This window comes from Devosia polycyclovorans (assembly GCF_042181575.1).
Lineage (GTDB): Bacteria > Pseudomonadota > Alphaproteobacteria > Rhizobiales > Devosiaceae > Devosia > Devosia polycyclovorans.
Genome location: NZ_CP170082.1, coordinates 1,045,232 through 1,063,603 on the forward strand (window position 1 = coordinate 1,045,232; position 18,372 = coordinate 1,063,603).

The following is an 18,372-nucleotide window of genomic DNA, read 5'->3' on the forward strand; positions in this document are numbered from 1 at the left end:
CCTCGAAAGTATAGTCGTCTATTCGTGTTACGCCGAAAGTCCCACTCAGGGCGCGGTGGCTTCCAGCTCGTCAATCAGCCGCTCGATCATGGACAGGCCAAGCGACCAGAATTGGGGATCTTTGGCATCGAGCCCGAACGGCGCGAGTAGTTCGGAATGATGCTTGCTGCCCCCGGCCTTGAGAAGCTCAAAATAGCGCTCCGCAAAGCCATCACTGGCCTTCTCATACTGTGCGTAAAGCGAGTTCACAAGGCAGTCGCCAAAGGCATAGGCGTAGACATAGAATGGCGAGTGGATGAAATGGGGGATATAGGCCCAGAAGGTTTCGTAGCCTTCATTGGCGATAATGCCCTCGCCCAGTGACTCAGCCTGCACTTCGAGCCAGAGCGCGTTGATCTCCTCGGTGCGCAACTCGCCCTGGCGGCGGGCGGTGTGCACCTTGCGCTCAAAGGCATAAAAGGCGATCTGGCGCACGACGGTGTTGAGCATGTCCTCGACCTTGCCGGAGAGCAGGGCAAAGCGCTGCTTGGGATCGGTGGTCTTGTCGAGAAGGGCGCGGAAGGTCAGCATTTCGCCAAAGACCGAGGCGGTTTCAGCCAGGGTCAGGGGCGTATTGGCCAGGATCGGTCCTTGTGCTGCTGCCAGGCGCTGATGCACGCCATGGCCCAGCTCATGGGCGAGCGTCATGATATCGCGGGTGCGCCCAAGATAATTGAGCATCAGATAGGGGTGGGCGCTGGGGACGGTCGGGTGCGCAAAGGCGCCCGAGAGCTTGCCATTGCCGGTCGGCGCGTCGATCCAGCCTGAATTGAAGAAGGGTTTTGCTACCTCCGCCAGTTCCGGGGAGAAGCGGCCATAGGCGTCCAGCACGGTGGACACGGCCGTGTCCCAGTCCCAGATGCGCTCGTCGCTGGTGGGCAGGGGCGCATTGCGGTCCCAGGCATTGAGCTTGTCCTTGCCGAACCATTTCGCCTTCATCTTGTAGTAGCGATGGCTGAGACGCGGATAGGCGTCCTCGACAGCGACCTGCAGCGCATCGACCACTTCGCGCTCCACCGAATTGGTCATATGGCGGCTATCGGCAATATCCTTATAGCCGCGCCAGCGGTCGGAGATTTCCTTGTCCTTGGCCAGGACATTGGTGATGTGGGTGAACAGGCGCCCATTGGCCTTGAGCGTGGTGGCCAGGGCCTTGAAGGCGGCTTCGCGCTTTGTCTCATCCTTTTCGGAGAGCAGATGCAGGGTGGATTCGAGGTTGAGCGTTTCCCCGTCCACCGCGAATTCAAGGCTCGACAGCGTCTCGTCAAACAGGCGGTTCCAGGCCGAATAGGCAGTGACCGACTTGTCGTGGAACAGCTCCTCGAGCTTGTCGTCGAGCTGGTAGGGCTTGGCCTTGCGCAGATCGGCGAACCAGGTCTTGTAGCGCGCAAGCTCAGCGTCGCTGTCAAGCGCGGCATCCAGATCGGCATCGGCAATGCGGTTGAGCTCAAGCTCGAAAAACAGCACGCGCGTCGAGAGATTGGTCAGCGCTTCATTGGTATCGCCCATGAACTTGGCGCGGTCCGGGTCGGTCGATTTCTGCGCATATTGCAGGAAGGCAAACGAGCCGATGCGGCCGGTCAGGTCGCCCAGCGTCTCGCTGTCCTTGATCGCCTCGATCAGACGGCCGAACTTGGTCAGCTCGGCCAGCTTGCCCTTGTACTTGGCCTCGAAATCGGCAGCCAGGGTCTTGGCCTGGTCCATCGCTGCCTTGAATTCGGGGCTGTCCTTGCCGGGATAAAGATCGTTGAGGTCCCAGACGGGCAGGTCGCCGAACTGGTTGTGGCCTTTTTGAGCGGCAGCGGACATGAAAGACTCCGGAAAACTGTTTCGGTCCGGACCTTAACGAGCGGGTGTCCGGCTGTGAAGGCTGTAGCAGTGGGGCTCAGCCGTGCCCCGCCATTAATCCGGTGACGCCGTCCCAAACCAGTTTCAGGGCGAGGAGGAACACCAGCCAGTAGGCGATGCGGTAAAAGAGCTTGGCGTCGATGCGGCGCACCAGGTAGACGCCGATGCAAACCCCGACCAGGCCGACCGGGGCCAAAGCCGCCGACAGGGTCAGGTTCTGCGCGTTGAGCTGGCCCAGGAAGTAATAGGGCACCAGCTTGGCGGTATTGACGATGGCAAAGAAGAAGGCCGTGGTGCCGGCATAGACCGCCGGGGGCAGTCGTCGTGGGAGCGTATAGATCTGGAAAGGCGGACCGCCGGTATGAGAAATAAAGCTCGTGAACCCGGCAATGCCGCCCCAAAAAACGCCCCAGGGCCTGGAGGGCGGCAGGCCCTCTAGCTTTTTGCGCAGTGGCAATATGGCATCAAGCACGAACAGCAAGGTGACCACGCCCACCATTAGCAGCACAGCGGAATCGCTGACCACCGCCCAGAACGCCCAGCCCAGCAGCGTGCCGACGGCGGCGCCGGGCAGCATGATCCGGATCAGGCTCCAGTCGCACTCCTTGCGATACATCCAGATGGCCACCGCATCCATGCACAGGAGGACCGGCAACATCATGCCCGCGGCCTCGCGCGGGGCCATGACCAAGGTGAGCAGGGGAACGCCGACAACGCCAAGGCCGCCGAGCAGGCCGGCCTTGGACAGGCCGACGACAAGCACCGCGATCACGGCGATCGTGACAAAAACTGGATCGATCATGGATTTATTTTAGTCCGGCGGGAAGTCGGCCTAACCGGACCTTGGCAGGCGTGATTTGTCAAGTTTGCGCGGCGTCTTGACGTCCTTTGGGCCTTCTGGCTCGTCCGCCTGCATGGCTTCGTCAAGCAGGGTCATGGACTGGCGCGCCATGCCCCAATAGGCCTCGCGATCGCCGCGCAGTGCAAAGGCCTGATCAAGCAGTTCCTGATCGCGCTCGTAGAACTCACGGGCCAGTTGTTCGGCCTTGGCATCATCATGGCCGAGATGAACCAGGACGCGTCGGCCCAAATGCAGCGCCGAATGGAAGGTCTCCCGCTCGAACAGGGTTATGTCCAAGTCCATCAGGGCGTGGGCATGCTCCCGGTCGGTGGCGCGAGCGGCAATGGCGACATCAGGGAAATGACGGCGGACATTGCGGGCCACCTGCAGGATGCGGTCCGAACCGCCTACGGCGATTATAACCAGTTCGGCGTGGCCGACACCGGCCGCATGCAGCAGATCAGAGCGTGAGGCATCGCCATAATAGACCTTGATCCCAAAGCGGCGTACCAGCTCGATCTGGGCCGCATCGTCGTCGATCAGCGTCATATCGTAGCCATGGCGGCGCAGCATGCGGGTGATGATCTGGCCAAAGCGCCCATAGCCGAGCACGACGATGCGCCGATGCTTTTCCACCGTATCGGGATCGCGGTCGGCACGCTTGTTGCGCGCATCGAGGCGGGGCGCGATCAGCTTGTCAAAGCCGAGAAGCAGGAGCGGCGTGGTGGCCATGGACAGAGCAACCACGACGGTGAAGAGGGTATAGGCGTCCTCGGCCAGGACATCGCGATTGAGGGCAAATTGCAGTACCACGAAGGCGAATTCGCCGGCCTGGCTCAACAGGACCGCCACCAGCAGCCGATCGGGCCGCGTCATCCGGAACAGGGTGCAGAGCCCATAAAGAATAGCGAATTTGACCGCAATGACGATCAGCACCAGGGCCGCGATCAGCCAGGGAGTTTCGAGAAATTCAGCAAAGGCGATTGACATGCCGACCGAAACAAAGAACAGGCCGAGCAGCAAGCCCTTGAAGGGCTGCAAATTGCTTTCCAGCTCGTGGCGATATTCGCTATCGGCCAGCAGCACACCACCGATAAAGGCGCCAAGCGCTGGCGACAGGCCCAGGGCCTGGGTGGCAAGCGCGGCGCCCACGACCAGGGCCAGAGCCAGGGCGGTGAAGGCCTCGCGTACGGCCGTGCGGGCGACGAAAGAGAGCAGCGGCCGAACCACATAGCGGCCACCAATGATGGCCGCGGCAAAGGTCGCCAGCAGCAGGGCCGAGGTCTGCCAGAAGATGGGATTCTCGACCTCGGAAACCGCCTCGGTGATTTCAGCTTCAAGGCTGATGCCAGAGCCAGTAAGGGCCAGGATCGGCACGATGGCGAGAATGGGAATAACCGCCACGTCCTGCACCAGCAGCACGGCGAGACTGGCCCGTCCGGCATCGGTGCGGGTGATGTCGCGCTGTTCGGCGGTCTGCATGGCGATGGCGGTTGAGCTCATGGCAAAGGCCATGCCCACGATGATCGCGGTATTGAGCGCAAAGCCGAAGAGCTGGACGATCAGCGTCACGGCGATGGCAGTCAGGACCATCTGCGGCAGGCCAAGGCCGAGCACCTTGTTGCGCATGCGCCAGACCTCACGCGGCTGCAAATCGAGGCCGATCAGGAACAGCATCAGCACGATGCCGAACTCGGAGATGTGGCGGATAGTGTCGGTGTCGGTCAGCAGGCCCAGGCCATAGGGACCGATGAGGATGCCGGCCGCCAGATAGCCCAAAACGGTGCCCAGGCCGGATGCCTTGGCCAGCGGCACCAGGGCCGCGCTGGCGGCGAGCAGGGCGAAAATGGCCAGCAGTAAATTGTCTTCCACCCTGCTGGCCTTTCTTGACTACTCGTCGCTGTCGGACTTGATCGACTTGAGTTTGGCAAAAACTGAATCGGCGTCCAGTTCTTCCTCGTTCTGCTGGGCGGAGTGCCTGGAATGATCGCCCTCAAAGCCGCCTTCACCATCGCTCGGCTGGCGGGCCGTGGCGCGGGCCAGGGCTTCCTCGGCGGTCATCAGTGTGGTGCCCTCATTGAGCTCGGCCTGGGCCGGGGCATCCTTGGAGGCGCGCTTGACCTCAAGGTCGAGATCGATCTGGCTGCACAGGCCCAGCGTCACCGGGTCCATGGCCGTCAGGTTGGCGGCGTTCCAGTGGGTATTCTCACGCACCGATTCGATGGTCGACTTGGTGGTGCCGACCAGACGCATGATCTGGGCGTCCTTGAGTTCGGGATGATTGCGCACCAGCCACTTGATGGCATTGGGACGCTCGTTGCGGCGTGAAATGGGGGTGTAGCGCGGACCCTTGCGCTTGACGGCGGCTACCCGAACCTTGGGCTCGGACACCTTCATGCGGTAATTCGGATCGGCCTCGGCTTTCTCGATCTCTTCGCGGGTCAACTGCCCGTTCTGGATGGGGTTTACGCCCATGATGCCGCTGGCCACGTCACCATCTGCAATGCCCTGGACCTCAAGCGGGTGCAGTGTGCAGAAGGCGGCGATCTGCTCAAATGAGAGGGCGGTATTGTCCACGAGCCACACGGCGGTCGCCTTGGGCATCAGAAGGGACTGGGACATAGCTAAACTTCTCCTGCTGGCGCGGCCGGTCTTCCTCCGGGCCGCTCCGCCTCTTGGCCAAATGCTGAGGGGGAACTAGCGTGTAATATAGGGAAAAAGCCAGCCAATCGCAACGGCTAACTGGCCTGGCTTGCGGCACCAAACTCAGTGAGCAGGACCAGTTTGCCGCGATGGATGCGCTGTTCCATGGCGACGTGCGCGCGATGCGCCTCGTCCAGCGGGAAGGTGGCAAGCTCGGGCTTGATCCAGTCGGGAGATGACAGGGCGGCCAGGAAATTGTCGCGGACATGGGCGGCAATGCCGGCCTTGGTCCGGGCGCTTTGAGGCCTTAGCGTCGAGCCGGACAGGGTCAGGTCCTTGGCCATCATGGTGCGCAAAGGGAAACTGACCGTGGCGCCTTCCAGGGTCGAGACCTGCACGATGTGGCCACCGCGCGCCGACGCAGCAATATTCACGGCCGTCAGAGCGCCGCCGATGATGTCGAGGACCCGGTCGGCACCGTGACCGTCTGTCAGCTCCATCACGCGGTCCACGATGTTCTCGCGGGTGCGATCGATCGTTGCGATGGCGCCCAGCCGATTGCAGTAGCTGGCCTTGTCGGCAGCCGATACCACGGCGATAGGGTGGGCGCCGATGATCGAACAAATCTGGATGGCCGCTCCGCCGATACCGCCGGCACCACCGTGCACCAGCACATGCATGCCCGGTTCGAGGCCGGCCCGCATGACCAGGGTCTGGGTCACGGTAAACCAGGTTTCAGGGAGCGCTGCAGCTTCGGCCAACGTCCACCCGTGAGGCACGGGCAGGACCTGGCCGAAGGGCACGGCAACATATTCGGCGTAGCCGCCGCCATTGGTGAGCGCCATAACGGCGTCACCCAAGGCAAAGCCAGTCACGGCTTGGCCCATCGCCGCAACCTCGCCCGCAACCTCCAGGCCGGGCAGCGGGGAGGCGCCGGGCGGCGGTGCATAATGGCCCCGCCTTTGCGCCAAATCTGGCCCATTGACGCCGGCCGCTGCCACCCGGATGAGCACATCGGCGGGTCCAATCTGGGGAGCCGGTTGCCGGCAGGTCTTGAGTACCTCCGGGCCGCCCGGTTCGGCGATGCAGATGGCGGTCATTTGGTCTGGCAGGTTCATGGCTCCTATGCTGGCGCAAGCGGACTTGCGGGGCAAGGTGGCTGGGCTAAACTCGGTGTCCGACCTATGTGGGAGTGTTGGCCATGGACGAGGAAGACCGCAAGAAGCCCAGAAGCCACGAAGTGGGCATGGTCCTCGATGCACTGTCTGTCGAGGAACTGCAGGACCGGATTGTTTTGCTGGAGCAGGAGGTCGCCCGGATCCGGGCCGCGATGGAGGCCAAGGGCAATTCGCGCCGGGCAGCAGAAGCAGCCTTCAAATTCTGAGCGCCGATCACATTGTGATGGCACCAATCCAGGCCTGCCGCCGTTCCGGTCTCGATCCCTGTTAGGCTTAACAGCGGGTTATGGTTTCGTTGCCTTTCGGGGTCGGGCAGTTTGTCCCTGGCCAAGGAAGGAGTTGCGGAATGGACTGGAACGTACTGGGCATTGCCCTGCTGTTGATCTTGAGCGGCCTCTATTTTCTGAAGACCGAACGGGTCAAGGCACCGGAACAGAAGCTGACGGTGCGGGCGCTCAAGCCTGCCAGGTCAGCGCTGGAAAGGGCATGGCATGTCGAGCCGCTGCAGGTGTTCATGCGGCAATTGCTCGCGGCGCGGCAGCGTCGATCCAGCCTTTGGCCGATGGACGAAGGGGCGTTCTAATACCGTTGCGCAAGTCAGTTATGGAGAAAGAGCATGCTGGTGCGTCAGGAAGACAGGATCTTGGAAGGTGTGAAGGCGGCGGAACTGATGTCGCTCAACGCCATTGCCCGTGGCGAGTTGGCCGTGCGCAACTGTGATCTGGCGGGGCTGTCCGCAAAGGGCTGGGTGGAGCTTGCCGGAGACCAGCCGATCATTACGCTGACCGGACGCACCCTGTTGGACCATCCACCCACGAGGTTGCGGTGAGGTCAATTTTCAAGGTTAAGAAATCGACTCCTGTTAAGGTCGAATTAATGTTTGGGCGGTAACGTCTCATTATTCAGACTTGTTCTGGATATTTCAGAGTGGTTTCTCCCTCTGTTTGACGCCTCCCTGTTAACTTCGAGAGCTGCATTCTTGCGGCTCTTTTTCTTTTTTGGGTGTGCGACTTGGCCCGTCACGCTTCAACCATAAAATTAACAATAGTTGGACCGCGTGGGTGACCCCTGACTGGCTTGGGGATAGCATGACCCAATCGGAGGACTTCTCTTGGCCGAAACCGGTGACACCAGGCAGGCAGTGGCGATCGGTCCGCGCATCGTAGCGTCGGGCGGGTTTGACGCGCTTTATCGCGAAGGGATGGCACTGATCGAGGCAGTTGCCGCCTATCTCGATGCCGAGGGCCGGATCGAAAGCCGGGTACTGCCACGAGAGGCGGGATTTCTCTACGCCACCGAATCCATGCGCCTGACCACGCGCCTGATGCAGCTTGCCTCTTGGCTGCTGCTGCAGCGCGCCGTCAATGAAGGCGAGATTTCCCGCGAGAATGCGCGTTCGGAGAAGGAAAAGGTCAAATTTTCCGCTACCCCATCGGAGCGCGGCGGGCCGGGCTATGACGCGTTGCCACAGGCGCTGAGGGATTTCATCGACAAGGGCGATCGCCTGTTCGAGCGGGTGATGCAGCTTGACGCCCTGGAGCGGGGCAACCTGCCCGAAGCCACGCCCGGCGTGGCCAATGGCGTGGCGGACCAGCTTTTGAGGCTCAAGGCCGCCTTTGGCAACGCCGACTAGCCGCCCAACGACAGTGCTTCCAGTCCTCCGGCAGTGCGGCTGATGCGGACTTCGGTGATTTCATATTGCGCTACCCCCGCCGTCACGAACGGATCGGTCGTCAGGAGGGCCTCGATCTGCGCGCGATCTCCGACCGCCAGTATGATGCCGCCGGTGCGTGGCTCCTTGCGCCCGGAGGCCAGAAAGGTGCCGTTGTCATAGCCTCCGGACACCCAGGCCATGTGAGGGCCGATACGGGCGTCGACCTCGGACAGCGGTGCAATATAGGTCAGCGAGAGGATGAACATGGCGTGGCCCTTGACAAGACAAAGCCCGGCGCGATGGCCGGGCTTTGCGGAATAACGGACAGGGTTGGCTTAGATGCCCAGGCCCTTGAAGCGCTCCTTGAAGCGCGAAACGCGACCACCACGGTCCATGAGCTGGCCCGTGCCGCCGGTCCAGGCGGGATGAGTCTTGGGGTCGATGTCGAGCTGCAGCGTATCGCCTTCCTTGCCCCAGGTCGAGCGGGTCTGGTAGGTGGTGCCGTCGGTCATGACCACGTTGATGGTGTGGTAGTTGGGGTGGATATCGGTCTTCATGGCCTTGCCTCAAATCAAACGGGCGCCGCAGCGCCCGGAGAGCATCAAACTGGTGTTGGGCGGCTTCCTAGCGCAGAAGTGCGGCTTCCGCAAGACCACAGAATCGGTTGTTGCACGCAAGACGCGCGGCAATATGGCGAGGGCCCGCGCGGTTGCGGGGCGCCTGGCCAACCCCTATATGGATGCGGTCTTCGGCAGCGGCCGATCCAATTGTGAGAACGGCGCGTTTCAGCCATGACAGATCAGGCCGTTTCGGCAGAGTCAGATCCCGAAAAAATCGTCGCGGAAGTCAAGGCCGCCCCGCGCCAACTCAAGCCGCTGCGTCGGCTCCTGCCGTTCCTGTTCCGCTATCCAGTCCGCCTGGGGCTGACGGTGCTGTTTCTGCTGGTCTCGGCGATTTCCTCGCTGGCCATCCCAGCCGTTCTTGGCGGCGCGATCGACGAAGGCTTCATCGCCCAGAACCTGGAAATGGTGGGGCGCTATGGCTGGCTGATCGTCGGCATCGCCGCGATCATGGCGGTGGCGAGCGGCGCGCGGTTCTATTTCATCTCGCTGATCGGTGAGCGCGTGGTGGCCGACCTCAGGCAGGCCGTGTTTGCGCAATTGTTGACGCTGGAAGCGCGCTATTTCGACACGCATCGGGTTGGCGAGTTGACCAGCCGCCTCAATGGCGATGTCAGCGTGATCCGCAGTGCGGTGGGGTCGAATTTCTCGCTGGCGTTGCGCTCAATTGTGACGATCATCGGCGCGCTGATCATGATGATCCTGACCAGCCGGGTCCTCACTCTGGCTGTCGTGGTGGCCCTGCCGCTGATCCTGACGCCGGTGCTGGTCTATTCGCGCCGCCTGCGCGGCATGTCGCGCAAGACCCAGGATGCGCTGGCCGACCTTTCGGCCATGGCAACCGAGATGCTGGGCGCCAACCGGACCGTGAAGGCGTTTACCCAGGAAGCCGGGCAGGCCGCACATTACGACGCGCGCAGCGAAGAGAGTTATCGCGCCGAAGTTCGGCGCCTGGGCGCCCGCGCGTTCCTTGTTGGCATGGTGATATTTCTGGGCACTGCGGCGTTGGTGGGCCTGATCTGGTGGGGTGCCCGCGCGGTATTCGAAGGTTCGGTCTCGGCCGGTCAATTGGCGCAGTTTCTGGTCTATGCCCTCATGGCCTCGGGGGCGCTGACCAATGTGTCCGAAGTGCTGGGCTCATTGCAGACAGTGGCCGGATCGACCGAGCGCCTGGTCGAAATTCTCGATACCAAACCCGAAATTACCGATCCGGCGCATCCGGTAGCCTTGCCCGACCCGGCACTTGGCACGGTGCGCTTCGACAAGGTCAGCTTTTCCTATGCCGGCGCCGGTGGCGACAAGGTTATCGATACCGTCAGTTTTTCGGTGGGCAGGGGCAAGACGGTGGCGCTCGTAGGGCCGTCCGGTTCGGGCAAGTCCACCACCTTGTCGCTGCTGCAGCGCTTCTATGACGTGAATGCCGGGGCCATTGAGGTTGACGGCATTGATATTCGCGATGTGCGGCAGGCCGATCTGCGGCAACGCTTTGCCTATGTCGAGCAGGAGCCCATCATCTTTGCAGGGACCATTGCCGAGAACATCCTGTTCGGCAAACCGGATGCGTCCAAGCAAGAGGTTTTGGCAGCGGCCAAGGCGGCGCTGGTTGACGATTTCGTGGCCGATCTGCCGCTGGGCTATGACACGGTGGTGGGTGAGCGGGGCGTGATGCTATCGGGCGGGCAGAAGCAGCGTCTGGCCATCGCCCGCGCGATCCTGAAAAATGCACCCATCCTGCTGCTGGACGAAGCGACATCGGCGCTCGATGCCCGCTCAGAGCAATTGGTGCAGCTGGCGCTCGAGCACCTTATGGAAGGCCGTACCACGCTGGTGATTGCCCACCGGCTCGCGACCATCCGCGACGCCGACACCATTCTGGTGCTCGACGGCGGCAAGATCATCGACCAGGGCACGCATGACGAGCTGGTTGCAAAGGGCGGCCGCTATGCGGAACTGGCCAAGCTGCAGTTCCGGCTGGGCGAGGCGGTCTAGGCCGCAGACAGGCAGATTTCCACAAGATCCCAGAGCCTGTCGCGGCCCAGGATCAACAGCCAGGGCGTGTTGTCGACTGGCACGATCTCAACCCGCCCGCCGGTGCCTTGATTGGATGTGCCCAGCCGCCCTGCCGGGTCGAGCAGCAGGTCGTTCATGGGATAATAGAGACCTTCGGTCCGCCTGAAGCTGACCGGTACCAATGGATGGACCGATATCCGTTCTCTGACTTGTGCGTCGAAGGCTATGGCCCCCGAAACGGCCAGGGCGACATCGGTCTCATCGACCAGGATGACCTGGCGGTGCGGCGCGACCTCGAGCAGGGCGCCAAGCGCCGCCAGCGTGTGGTCGAGCCGCTTTCCGGTCATGCCAAGCGCCAGCGTGACCGGGGCACTGGTGGAGTAGAGCGCCTTCTGGAAATCGGTGGTGACCTGTTCGGGGATGTGGATGACGCGCGTGCGCTGTTCCCAACCCAGGCGGTGTTCGAGCGAATCGAGGTCCCCCAGAATGGCTTCAGGCACCAGTCCGGCCTGTTCCAGCGCGTTGCCGCCGCCATCGGCGCCGACCAGTGCGACCTGACGCGCTGCCAATTCGTGCAGCAGCGCGGAATCGACCGTTCCGCCGCCGATTATGGCGAGTGGGCGATTGAATTTGAGGAGGGTTTTTTCAGTTGAAGGAATGGGGGATTGCACTCTCGGTTCACTCTCAATATGGTCCGCACCGTCTCGCTGGGGTGTTCCGGTTGCCGCCGGAGCTGAGAGTTACCCATAGAACCTGAACCAGGTCATGCTGGCGGAGGAAGTTCGAGATGGCAAGAGGTGCCCTCGTGCGCCTCGATCCATTGACACATCCCTTCACCCATGGCCGCACACCAATCGAAGGGAGACCAGTCATGGTCAAAACCTCCTCGCTGGCGCTTGCGGTCCTTCTTGCCGGACTGTCCGGCACGGCAATCGCACAGGACAAGCCAGTCCTCACCATCTACACCTATGACGGCTTTGCCTCCGAATGGGGGCCCGGCGTTCCCTTGAAGGAAGGGTTCGAAGCCAGCTGCGAATGCACGGTCAATTGGGTGGCCGCCGACTCTTCAATTGGCACGCTGCGCAAGGTGCAGCTTGAGGGCCAGAGCACCGAAGCTGATATGATCCTGGGGCTCGATACCGCCATTGCCGGGGAAGCACGCGAAACCGGGCTCTTTGCCGAGCATGGGCTCGACATGAGCCATCTCGACCTGCCGGGCGAATGGACGGATGAACAGTTCGTGCCGTTCGACTATTCGCATTTCGCGTTCATGTGGGACACCGACAGCATGGAGGCGCCGCCGGCCTCGTTCGAAGAGCTGATCGCCCTGCCTGACGACATCAAGATTGCCATTCAGGACCCGCGTTCGGCGACGCCGGGGCTTGGATTGATGCTCTGGGTCAAGGCGGCCTATGGCGACCGCGCGCCGGAAATCTGGGAAGGGCTCAAGCCGCATATCCTGACCATCACCCGCGAATGGAGCGAAAGTTATTCGCTATTCCTTGATGGTGAGGCCGACATGGTGCTCTCCTATACCACTTCGCCCGCCTACCACATCTTCGATGCCGATGATCACACCATCAAGGCGGCGATGTTCGTGGAGGGGCATTTTCCGCAGATTGAAGTGGCCGGTATTCTCAAGTCCTCCGACCAGCAGGAACTGGCGCGCCAATTCCTGGCCTATCTGACCTCGGAGGCGGGGCAGGCGCATATCCCGACAACCAACTGGATGTTCCCGGTGGTGGATCTGGGGGATGACCTTGATCCCGCCTTCCAGGGCCTGCCGCAGCCGGAAAAGACGCTGACGCTGGGTGAAGCCGAGATTACGGCCAATCTGTCGGCCTGGATCGACGAGATGCTGGCGGCGGTGCAGTAGGCCTGGCGACCGTGACAGCGGCGGTGCGCAGATGCTGATCCTTCCCCAAAGGCCCATGCGCGTCGCCGCTGCAACCGCACTCACGTTCGTCATCGCGGCGCTCATCTTTGCCGTGCTCTGGACCATCCTTGCTGCGGCGACGGATGCGTCGGGCAGCTCGCGCGTAGATATTCCGCATTTGTTGCGGATGACGGCTCTGCAGGCCGGGTTGACTGTCGTGCTCTCGCTGATGGTCGGGATTGCGCTGGCCTGGGCTCTCAACCGATTGCGCTTTGCCGGGCGAGACCTGGTCGTGGGGCTGTTCGCCGCTGCCATCGTGACGCCGGGCATGGTTGTGGCCTTTGGCCTACTCTCGATCTGGGGGCGAAATGGCTGGGTAAACCAGCTGGCCGAAGCCCTGTTTGGCGTCAGCTTTGAAAGCCCGGCCTATGGCCTGTCGGGCATCTTGCTCGCGCATGTCATTCTCGACGGGGCCTTTGCTGCGCGCATCCTGCTGGCGCGGCTCGATACCATTCCCCAGGGCCGTCTCAAGATGGGCCAGTCGCTTGGTCTCTCGGCCTGGCAGCGCTTCATGTTGATTGATTGGCCGGCTCTGCGCGGCAGCCTGCCGGGTCTGGGGGCAATCATCTTCCTTTTGGCATTCACCAGCTTCCCCATTGTGCTGCTGCTCGGGGGCGGGCCAGCCAACCAGACGCTGGAGGTGGCGATCTATACGGCGGTACGGCTCGATTTTGACTTGGTCGGCGCGGTGCGCCTGGCGCTGGCGCAGATTGGGGTGTGCTCGGTGGTCATCCTCCTGGCATCGGTCTTCACGCCGGTTCCCTCTGCGCTGGCCCGATCGGCCCAGCCGCTCTGGCGCGATGCGCGCGCGGTCCGGATCGTGCAATGGTCGATCCTCCTGCTCGGTGCCATCGGCTTTGCGCTGCCGCTACTGTCGGTGCTCTATGATGGGCTATCGAGCGGGCTGATGCGCGTGCTAGGGCAGGCCAGCTTCTGGCGATCGACGCTCACCAGCATCGTGATCGGCGGCAGTTCTGCGCTGCTGACGCTGGCTCTGGCGCTAATGCTGGCGCTGGGCCGTGCCGCCGCTCATGGACCGGCAGTCCGTGCTCTGCTTGGGGTCCCGGCCTATGCCTATCTTGCTGTGCCGGCGGTGGTGCTATCGCTGGGCTTCTTCCTGCTGGTTCGCAACCTTGGCGTGCCGGTCGGCACGGCGGCTCCGGTGGTGGTGGTCATCGCCAACAGCCTGCTCTCACTTCCCTTTGCCATCGCAACCCTCGGGCCACCTCTCGATGCAATCATGCGCTCACGCGGCAAGCTGATCCGCGCGCTGGGGCTTTCAGGCTTTATGCAGTTTGTGCGGATCGAATACCCGCTCCTGGGGCGTGATATCGGGCTGATGCTGGCGCTGGCCTTCTGCTTCTCTCTAGGGGATCTGGGGGTGATTGCGCTGTTCGGTACCCAGGATTTCCAAACCTTGCCGCTGATGATGTATCGAGCCTTGGGGTCGTACAAGTCCAATGACGCAGCGGCGATCGCAGCCTTGCTGCTGATCTTCACCATTATTGCCTTTGTCGGGCTACCGCGCCTTGTGGAAAGGATCGCCCATGCTCCGCGCCAATGACCTGGCCTTTGCCCATCCGGGCCAGAAGCGTGCCTATCGCTTTACCCTGGAAGCCGGTCGGGGCGAGGTCACCGCCATTTCCGGCGCCAGCGGCTCTGGCAAATCCACCCTGCTCGATCTGCTGGCGGGCTTCGTGCAACCAAAAGAAGGCAGCTTGGAACTCGATGCGCAGGACCTTCTGCCATTGCCGCCGGAGGCGCGACCGGTTTCTCTGCTCATGCAGGCGGACAATCTGTTCGAGCATCTGAGCGCGCAGGAGAACGCCCTCCTCGGCCTGCCGCGCGGGACCAGTCGCGACAAAGGCCGCCAACAGGTTGCCGAGGCCCTGAACGAGGTCGGGTTGGCCGGGTTCGAGAGCAAATTGGCTTCGACTCTGTCGGGCGGGCAGAAGCAGCGTGTCGCGCTGGCGCGGACCCTGCTGCGTGACCGGCCGGTACTGTTGCTCGACGAGCCGTTCTCGGCCCTCGATGACGAAACGCGACAGACGACGCGGGCTTTGGTGGATGAACTCACCCGCCGGCATGACTGGCACACGGTCCTGGTCAGTCACCATGCCGATGACATTGCCGCGTTGGCGAACCGTCACTACCGCATTGTCGAGGGGCAACTGGAGCGCGTTTAGCGCGCGCCAGCGGAGCGACTATTCCGCCCAGGCTGTCAGCACACTATCGAACAGGGCCTGCGCTTCCTCGTCCTTTTCCAGGGTCAGGATGGCGTTGCGTCCGGTGCCATAGACAATGGCCAGGTCCATCCAGCGTTGAGTGTCGAGCAGGCGGGTATTGGCCGTCAGGTCGTCCGCGGAGGCGCTGAGCGCAAACAGGAACGTATTACCCACGATGCGCGCGGCGGCACCGGCCAGTGCGGTGCCCGGCACCAGCTCCTCGTTCTTAAGCAGCACGCCGGCCAGGGTCGCGATTGAGCCGCCAACGAAGGTATCGGGCACGTCGAAGCTGATTTCCATCAGGTGGCTCGCCGGCAGACTGGGGTCAATATTCTTGCGGATGAGAATATTGACGCTCATGTTGCGCGCCGGGATGCTGGCCTCAGCCACCAGGGTCGGCTGGCCGATTTCGTCAGTACCCTGAGTCCATTCCACAGTGCCCGAGAATGGCACCGTGCTGGCCTGGCCTCTGGTCGAGGCCTCGAGCAGCAGGGACTGATTGCCGGCTAGAACGGCGGGGTCAACGCTGGCCGCCGGATCTTCGGTCGCGGCGATGGACGTGTCCTCGCCTGAGAGGCGCTCTTCGGTCTTGACCTCGCCGCTATCGATGGAAGGCAGCACGGTTTCGTTGCCGGTGGGAGTGACGGGCTCGGGCGTTGGCTCAAGCCGTTCTTCACTGCCAGCTTCCAGGGCGCTGGTCGGTTCGGTCGCCGAGGTGGTCGCTGTATTGCCCGGGCCGGTAGCAGCTTCTTCGCCGGCAGAGGGCTCAGGGGTGGTGTTGTCCATGGTCGGCCCTGTGGGCTGCTCGGTGACATTGGATTGCACCGCGGCGGTCTGGCTGCGGCCGAACATCTGGTCAAGATCGACAAAGCCTTCACGCCAGGCCCAGAAACCAGCGCCGCCAACACCGGCAAGCAGCAGGGCGAAGACGATCAGGAAAATGGTCAGGCCCGCGCCTGTGCGGCGCTCGGCATCGGCCGGAGCAAAGCTGGCTTCGTCTTCCCCGGCCGGCTCGGTGGCGAAGTCGGACGGCGCTTCGGACGCTGGTGCCTGGGTGGTTTCGCCACGCGCCTCGCGATCCAGTGTTTCAATGGCCCGCTCAATGGCACCTTCGGCTGCGCGGGCATCGTCCTGCTCCACCTCGACTTCGCGGACGCTGGACAGCGCTGGGTCCACCGGAAGGGGCGGGTCGATCAGAACCGGTTTGTGTCCGGCAGGCTGGCTGGCCAGGGCCGTGCTGCCCATGACGGGTTCGATGCGTGGCGCCAGGGTCGACGGAACGACAGCCCCAATGGCCCGGCCGGCGCTGTCACGGGGCGCAAAGGCGTAGCTCTTGCCCTGACCTGCCTGCTCAACCGTAGTGCTCGGCTTGCGGCCATTGTCGCGCCCGGTATCTGCATTGGGCGTCACTTTCGCGCGGGTGGACCGGGCCGCCTGAGCGATGATTTCTTCGATAGAGGTTGGCTTGGCCGGGGGTGCCAGTGTCTCTGCCTCCAGTTCGGCTGGCTCGGGCGCGCTCTCCTCCGGTTCTGAAACCGGCGCGACGTCCTCGGTGACGGGGGCGGTCTGGGGGCGACTGTCCTCGATCGCGTCCTGCAGGGCCGTTCCGGCCGGGGTGTCCGGCATTTCTTCGGCAGCTGCCGTATCCGGCTCGGACTCTGTCCCGGCCTCTTCAAATGGTTCATCGATTGGCCCGGAGGCCTGCTCGGGTGCCGGCGCGGCTTCGGCCGCGGAAGGGGAAGGCGGTGGTTGAACTTGGCGGGGCGGGGGCGCAACCGGGCGTGCCGCTAGCGGTCCGTCCCGGCCCAGGCTGATAACGGCCTCGCTGGCCTCCTGCTCGACCTGGCGGATGCAATCCTCAAGCTGCAGGCGATGCTGGGTGATGTCACGTGCCGGAAGGGGGGGCTGAATGGCGCGCAATTGCCCGACAAGGGCCGAACGCGCCTTTTCATAGACCGCGCGACGCGCGGCCCCGTTATTCTCCGGCAGCGCCGAGATGGCCCGACGCAACAGCTCCTTGTAATCCGCCATTGGCTACTTGGTACTCACTCTGACAGCGCAGTCTTTTAGCAAAATTTGTCAGTCTTGGAATGGGTCAACGACCAAGATGGTGTCTGCACGCTCGGGACTAGTGGATAACAGGGCAACAGGAGCACCGATCAGTTCCTCGATATAGCGGACATATTTGACCGCCTGGGCGGGCAATTCGGCCCAGCTTCGCGCACCCGCAGTGGTTTCGGACCAACCTTCGAGCGTCTCGTAAATCGGCTTAACCCGCGCCTGTGCCCCCATTGAGGCAGGCAAATAATCAATGCGTGATCCATCCAGCTCATAGCCGACACAGACCTTGATCTCTTTAAGGCCATCGAGCACGTCGAGCTTGGTCAGGGCAATGCCGGTAATGCCCGAGGTCTTGACGGTCTGTCGCACCAGGACCGCGTCGAACCAGCCACAGCGGCGCGGGCGGCCCGTATTGACACCCACTTCGCGACCGACAACGGCCAGATGCTTGCCGATTTCGTCATCGAGCTCGCAAGGGAAGGGGCCTTCGCCCACGCGGGTGGTGTAAGCCTTGGTGATGCCGAGCACATAGTCGATGGCCGTGGGCCCGAGTCCCGAGCCGGCAGCGGCCTGTCCGGCAACGGTGCTGGACGAGGTGACGAAGGGATAGGTGCCGTGGTCATTGTCGAGCAGGGCACCCTGCGCGCCTTCGAACAGGATGCGTGCCCCCTCGCGGCGCTTCTGATCCAGCACGCGCCAGACCTGATCCATGAAGGGCAGGATCTCGGCAGCGATAGTGGTCAGCTCTTCATGGATGGTGTCGGCCGAGATCTCCGTCAGACCCATGCCCCGGCGCAGCGCATTGTGATGCGTCAGGAGGCGCTCGATCTTGGGCATGAGCGTATCGGGTTCGCTCAGATCAACAAGACGGATCGCGCGGCGGCCCACCTTGTCCTCATAGGCCGGACCGATGCCGCGGCGGGTGGTGCCGATCTTGAGGCCGGAATTGGCGTCTTCGCGAATGCCGTCGAGCTCGCGGTGCAGCGAAAGAATCAGCGGGGCATTGTCCGCCACGCGCAGCACTTCAGGGGTGATTTTGACCCCCTGAGCGCGCAGCTTGGCCATTTCCTCGACGAAGTGGTGCGGGTCCACGACCACGCCATTGCCGATGACCGAGAGCTTGCCTTGCACTAGACCTGAGGGCAGCAACGCCAGCTTGTAGCTGACACCATCAATGACCAGCGTGTGGCCGGCATTGTGGCCACCATGGAAACGCACCACGACGTCGGCGCGCTCCGAAAGCCAGTCCACGATCTTGCCCTTGCCCTCGTCGCCCCATTGCGAGCCGACGACAACCACATTCGCCATATTCAGTCT

19 protein-coding genes and 1 riboswitch are annotated in these 18,372 nt (G+C 62.8%); of the genes, 9 read left to right on the forward strand and 10 right to left on the reverse strand.

What is annotated here, in order from left to right; all coding sequences use genetic code 11:
* Positions 1-45: 45 nt before the first annotated feature.
* The 5 genes from ACE4RL_RS05400 to ACE4RL_RS05420 form a co-directional block, all read right to left on the reverse strand.
* Positions 46-1,848: a M3 family oligoendopeptidase gene (locus tag ACE4RL_RS05400; protein ID WP_375599493.1), complete on the reverse strand. Its 1,803-nt coding sequence runs from the start codon at positions 1,846-1,848 to the stop codon at positions 46-48.
* Positions 1,849-1,924: 76 nt separating this feature from the next.
* Entirely contained in the window at positions 1,925-2,689 is a 765-nt protein-coding gene (locus ACE4RL_RS05405; RefSeq protein ID WP_375599494.1) for a sulfite exporter TauE/SafE family protein, read from the reverse strand.
* A gap of 30 nt (positions 2,690-2,719) precedes the next feature.
* Entirely contained in the window at positions 2,720-4,600 is a 1,881-nt protein-coding gene (locus tag ACE4RL_RS05410; RefSeq protein WP_375599495.1) for a monovalent cation:proton antiporter-2 (CPA2) family protein, read from the reverse strand.
* 18 nt (positions 4,601-4,618) lie between these two features.
* The gene (locus ACE4RL_RS05415; protein ID WP_375599496.1) at positions 4,619-5,350 is read right to left on the reverse strand and encodes a DUF1013 domain-containing protein; all 732 of its coding nucleotides are present in this window, start codon (positions 5,348-5,350) and stop codon (positions 4,619-4,621) included.
* 116 nt (positions 5,351-5,466) lie between these two features.
* Positions 5,467-6,489 carry an NAD(P)H-quinone oxidoreductase gene (locus tag ACE4RL_RS05420; RefSeq protein WP_375599497.1) on the reverse strand — a complete coding sequence of 341 codons (1,023 nt, stop codon included), beginning with the start codon at positions 6,487-6,489 and terminating at the stop codon, positions 5,467-5,469.
* An 83-nt stretch (positions 6,490-6,572) separates the two neighbouring features.
* On the opposite strand from ACE4RL_RS05420, the gene ACE4RL_RS05425 reads away from it, so the two are divergent.
* The 4 genes from ACE4RL_RS05425 to ACE4RL_RS05440 all read left to right on the forward strand — a co-directional run bounded on the left by ACE4RL_RS05425 (position 6,573) and on the right by ACE4RL_RS05440 (position 8,182).
* Positions 6,573-6,755: a DUF1192 domain-containing protein gene (locus tag ACE4RL_RS05425; protein WP_375599498.1), complete on the forward strand. Its 183-nt coding sequence runs from the start codon at positions 6,573-6,575 to the stop codon at positions 6,753-6,755.
* A 140-nt stretch (positions 6,756-6,895) separates the two neighbouring features.
* The gene (locus tag ACE4RL_RS05430; protein WP_375599499.1) at positions 6,896-7,132 is read left to right on the forward strand and encodes a hypothetical protein; all 237 of its coding nucleotides are present in this window, start codon (positions 6,896-6,898) and stop codon (positions 7,130-7,132) included.
* A gap of 33 nt (positions 7,133-7,165) precedes the next feature.
* Positions 7,166-7,378, forward strand: coding sequence for a hypothetical protein (locus ACE4RL_RS05435; protein WP_375599500.1), 213 nt, complete (start codon positions 7,166-7,168; stop codon positions 7,376-7,378).
* Positions 7,379-7,660: 282 nt separating this feature from the next.
* Positions 7,661-8,182 carry a DUF1465 family protein gene (locus ACE4RL_RS05440; protein ID WP_375599501.1) on the forward strand — a complete coding sequence of 174 codons (522 nt, stop codon included), beginning with the start codon at positions 7,661-7,663 and terminating at the stop codon, positions 8,180-8,182.
* Here ACE4RL_RS05440 and ACE4RL_RS05445 read toward each other — a convergent pair.
* Both ACE4RL_RS05445 and rpmE read right to left on the reverse strand, forming a co-directional pair.
* Positions 8,179-8,469 carry a YciI family protein gene (locus ACE4RL_RS05445; protein ID WP_375599502.1) on the reverse strand — a complete coding sequence of 97 codons (291 nt, stop codon included), beginning with the start codon at positions 8,467-8,469 and terminating at the stop codon, positions 8,179-8,181. The genes ACE4RL_RS05440 and ACE4RL_RS05445 overlap by 4 nt on opposite strands.
* A gap of 69 nt (positions 8,470-8,538) precedes the next feature.
* Positions 8,539-8,760: a 50S ribosomal protein L31 gene (rpmE, locus tag ACE4RL_RS05450; protein WP_375599503.1), complete on the reverse strand. Its 222-nt coding sequence runs from the start codon at positions 8,758-8,760 to the stop codon at positions 8,539-8,541.
* Between rpmE and ACE4RL_RS05455 the strand changes: the two genes are divergently transcribed.
* Positions 8,759-8,998, forward strand: a complete 240-nt coding sequence (locus tag ACE4RL_RS05455) for a hypothetical protein (RefSeq protein ID WP_375599504.1) — start codon at positions 8,759-8,761, stop codon at positions 8,996-8,998. The genes rpmE and ACE4RL_RS05455 overlap by 2 nt on opposite strands.
* A complete protein-coding gene (locus ACE4RL_RS05460; protein ID WP_375599505.1) occupies positions 8,995-10,812 on the forward strand; it encodes an ABC transporter transmembrane domain-containing protein in 1,818 nt (605 codons plus the stop codon). Before ACE4RL_RS05455 ends, ACE4RL_RS05460 begins: the two co-directional genes overlap by 4 nt.
* Here ACE4RL_RS05460 and ACE4RL_RS05465 read toward each other — a convergent pair.
* A complete protein-coding gene (locus ACE4RL_RS05465) occupies positions 10,809-11,504 on the reverse strand; it encodes a thiamine diphosphokinase (RefSeq protein WP_375599506.1) in 696 nt (231 codons plus the stop codon). The genes ACE4RL_RS05460 and ACE4RL_RS05465 overlap by 4 nt on opposite strands.
* 27 nt (positions 11,505-11,531) lie before the next feature.
* Positions 11,532-11,630: riboswitch (TPP riboswitch) on the forward strand.
* Positions 11,631-11,704: 74 nt separating this feature from the next.
* On the opposite strand from ACE4RL_RS05465, the gene thiB reads away from it, so the two are divergent.
* From thiB to ACE4RL_RS05480, 3 genes are read left to right on the forward strand one after another with little or no spacing between them, the layout of a single operon-like run.
* A complete protein-coding gene (gene thiB / locus ACE4RL_RS05470; protein WP_375599507.1) occupies positions 11,705-12,709 on the forward strand; it encodes a thiamine ABC transporter substrate binding subunit in 1,005 nt (334 codons plus the stop codon).
* Positions 12,710-12,740: 31 nt separating this feature from the next.
* Positions 12,741-14,333 (forward strand): hypothetical protein, encoded by a 1,593-nt coding sequence (locus tag ACE4RL_RS05475; RefSeq protein ID WP_375599508.1) that lies wholly within the window; start codon positions 12,741-12,743, stop codon positions 14,331-14,333.
* A complete protein-coding gene (locus tag ACE4RL_RS05480; RefSeq protein ID WP_375599509.1) occupies positions 14,317-14,955 on the forward strand; it encodes an ATP-binding cassette domain-containing protein in 639 nt (212 codons plus the stop codon). The genes ACE4RL_RS05475 and ACE4RL_RS05480 overlap by 17 nt, the downstream gene beginning before the upstream one ends.
* Before the next feature lie 18 nt (positions 14,956-14,973).
* On the opposite strand, the gene ACE4RL_RS05485 is transcribed toward ACE4RL_RS05480, so the two are convergent.
* Together ACE4RL_RS05485 and ACE4RL_RS05490 are read right to left on the reverse strand one after the other, a co-directional pair.
* Positions 14,974-17,025, reverse strand: coding sequence for a hypothetical protein (locus ACE4RL_RS05485; RefSeq protein WP_375599510.1), 2,052 nt, complete (start codon positions 17,023-17,025; stop codon positions 14,974-14,976).
* Between the two features lie 48 nt (positions 17,026-17,073).
* A complete protein-coding gene (locus tag ACE4RL_RS05490) occupies positions 17,074-18,363 on the reverse strand; it encodes an adenylosuccinate synthase (RefSeq protein WP_375599511.1) in 1,290 nt (429 codons plus the stop codon).
* Positions 18,364-18,372: the final 9 nt, after the last annotated feature.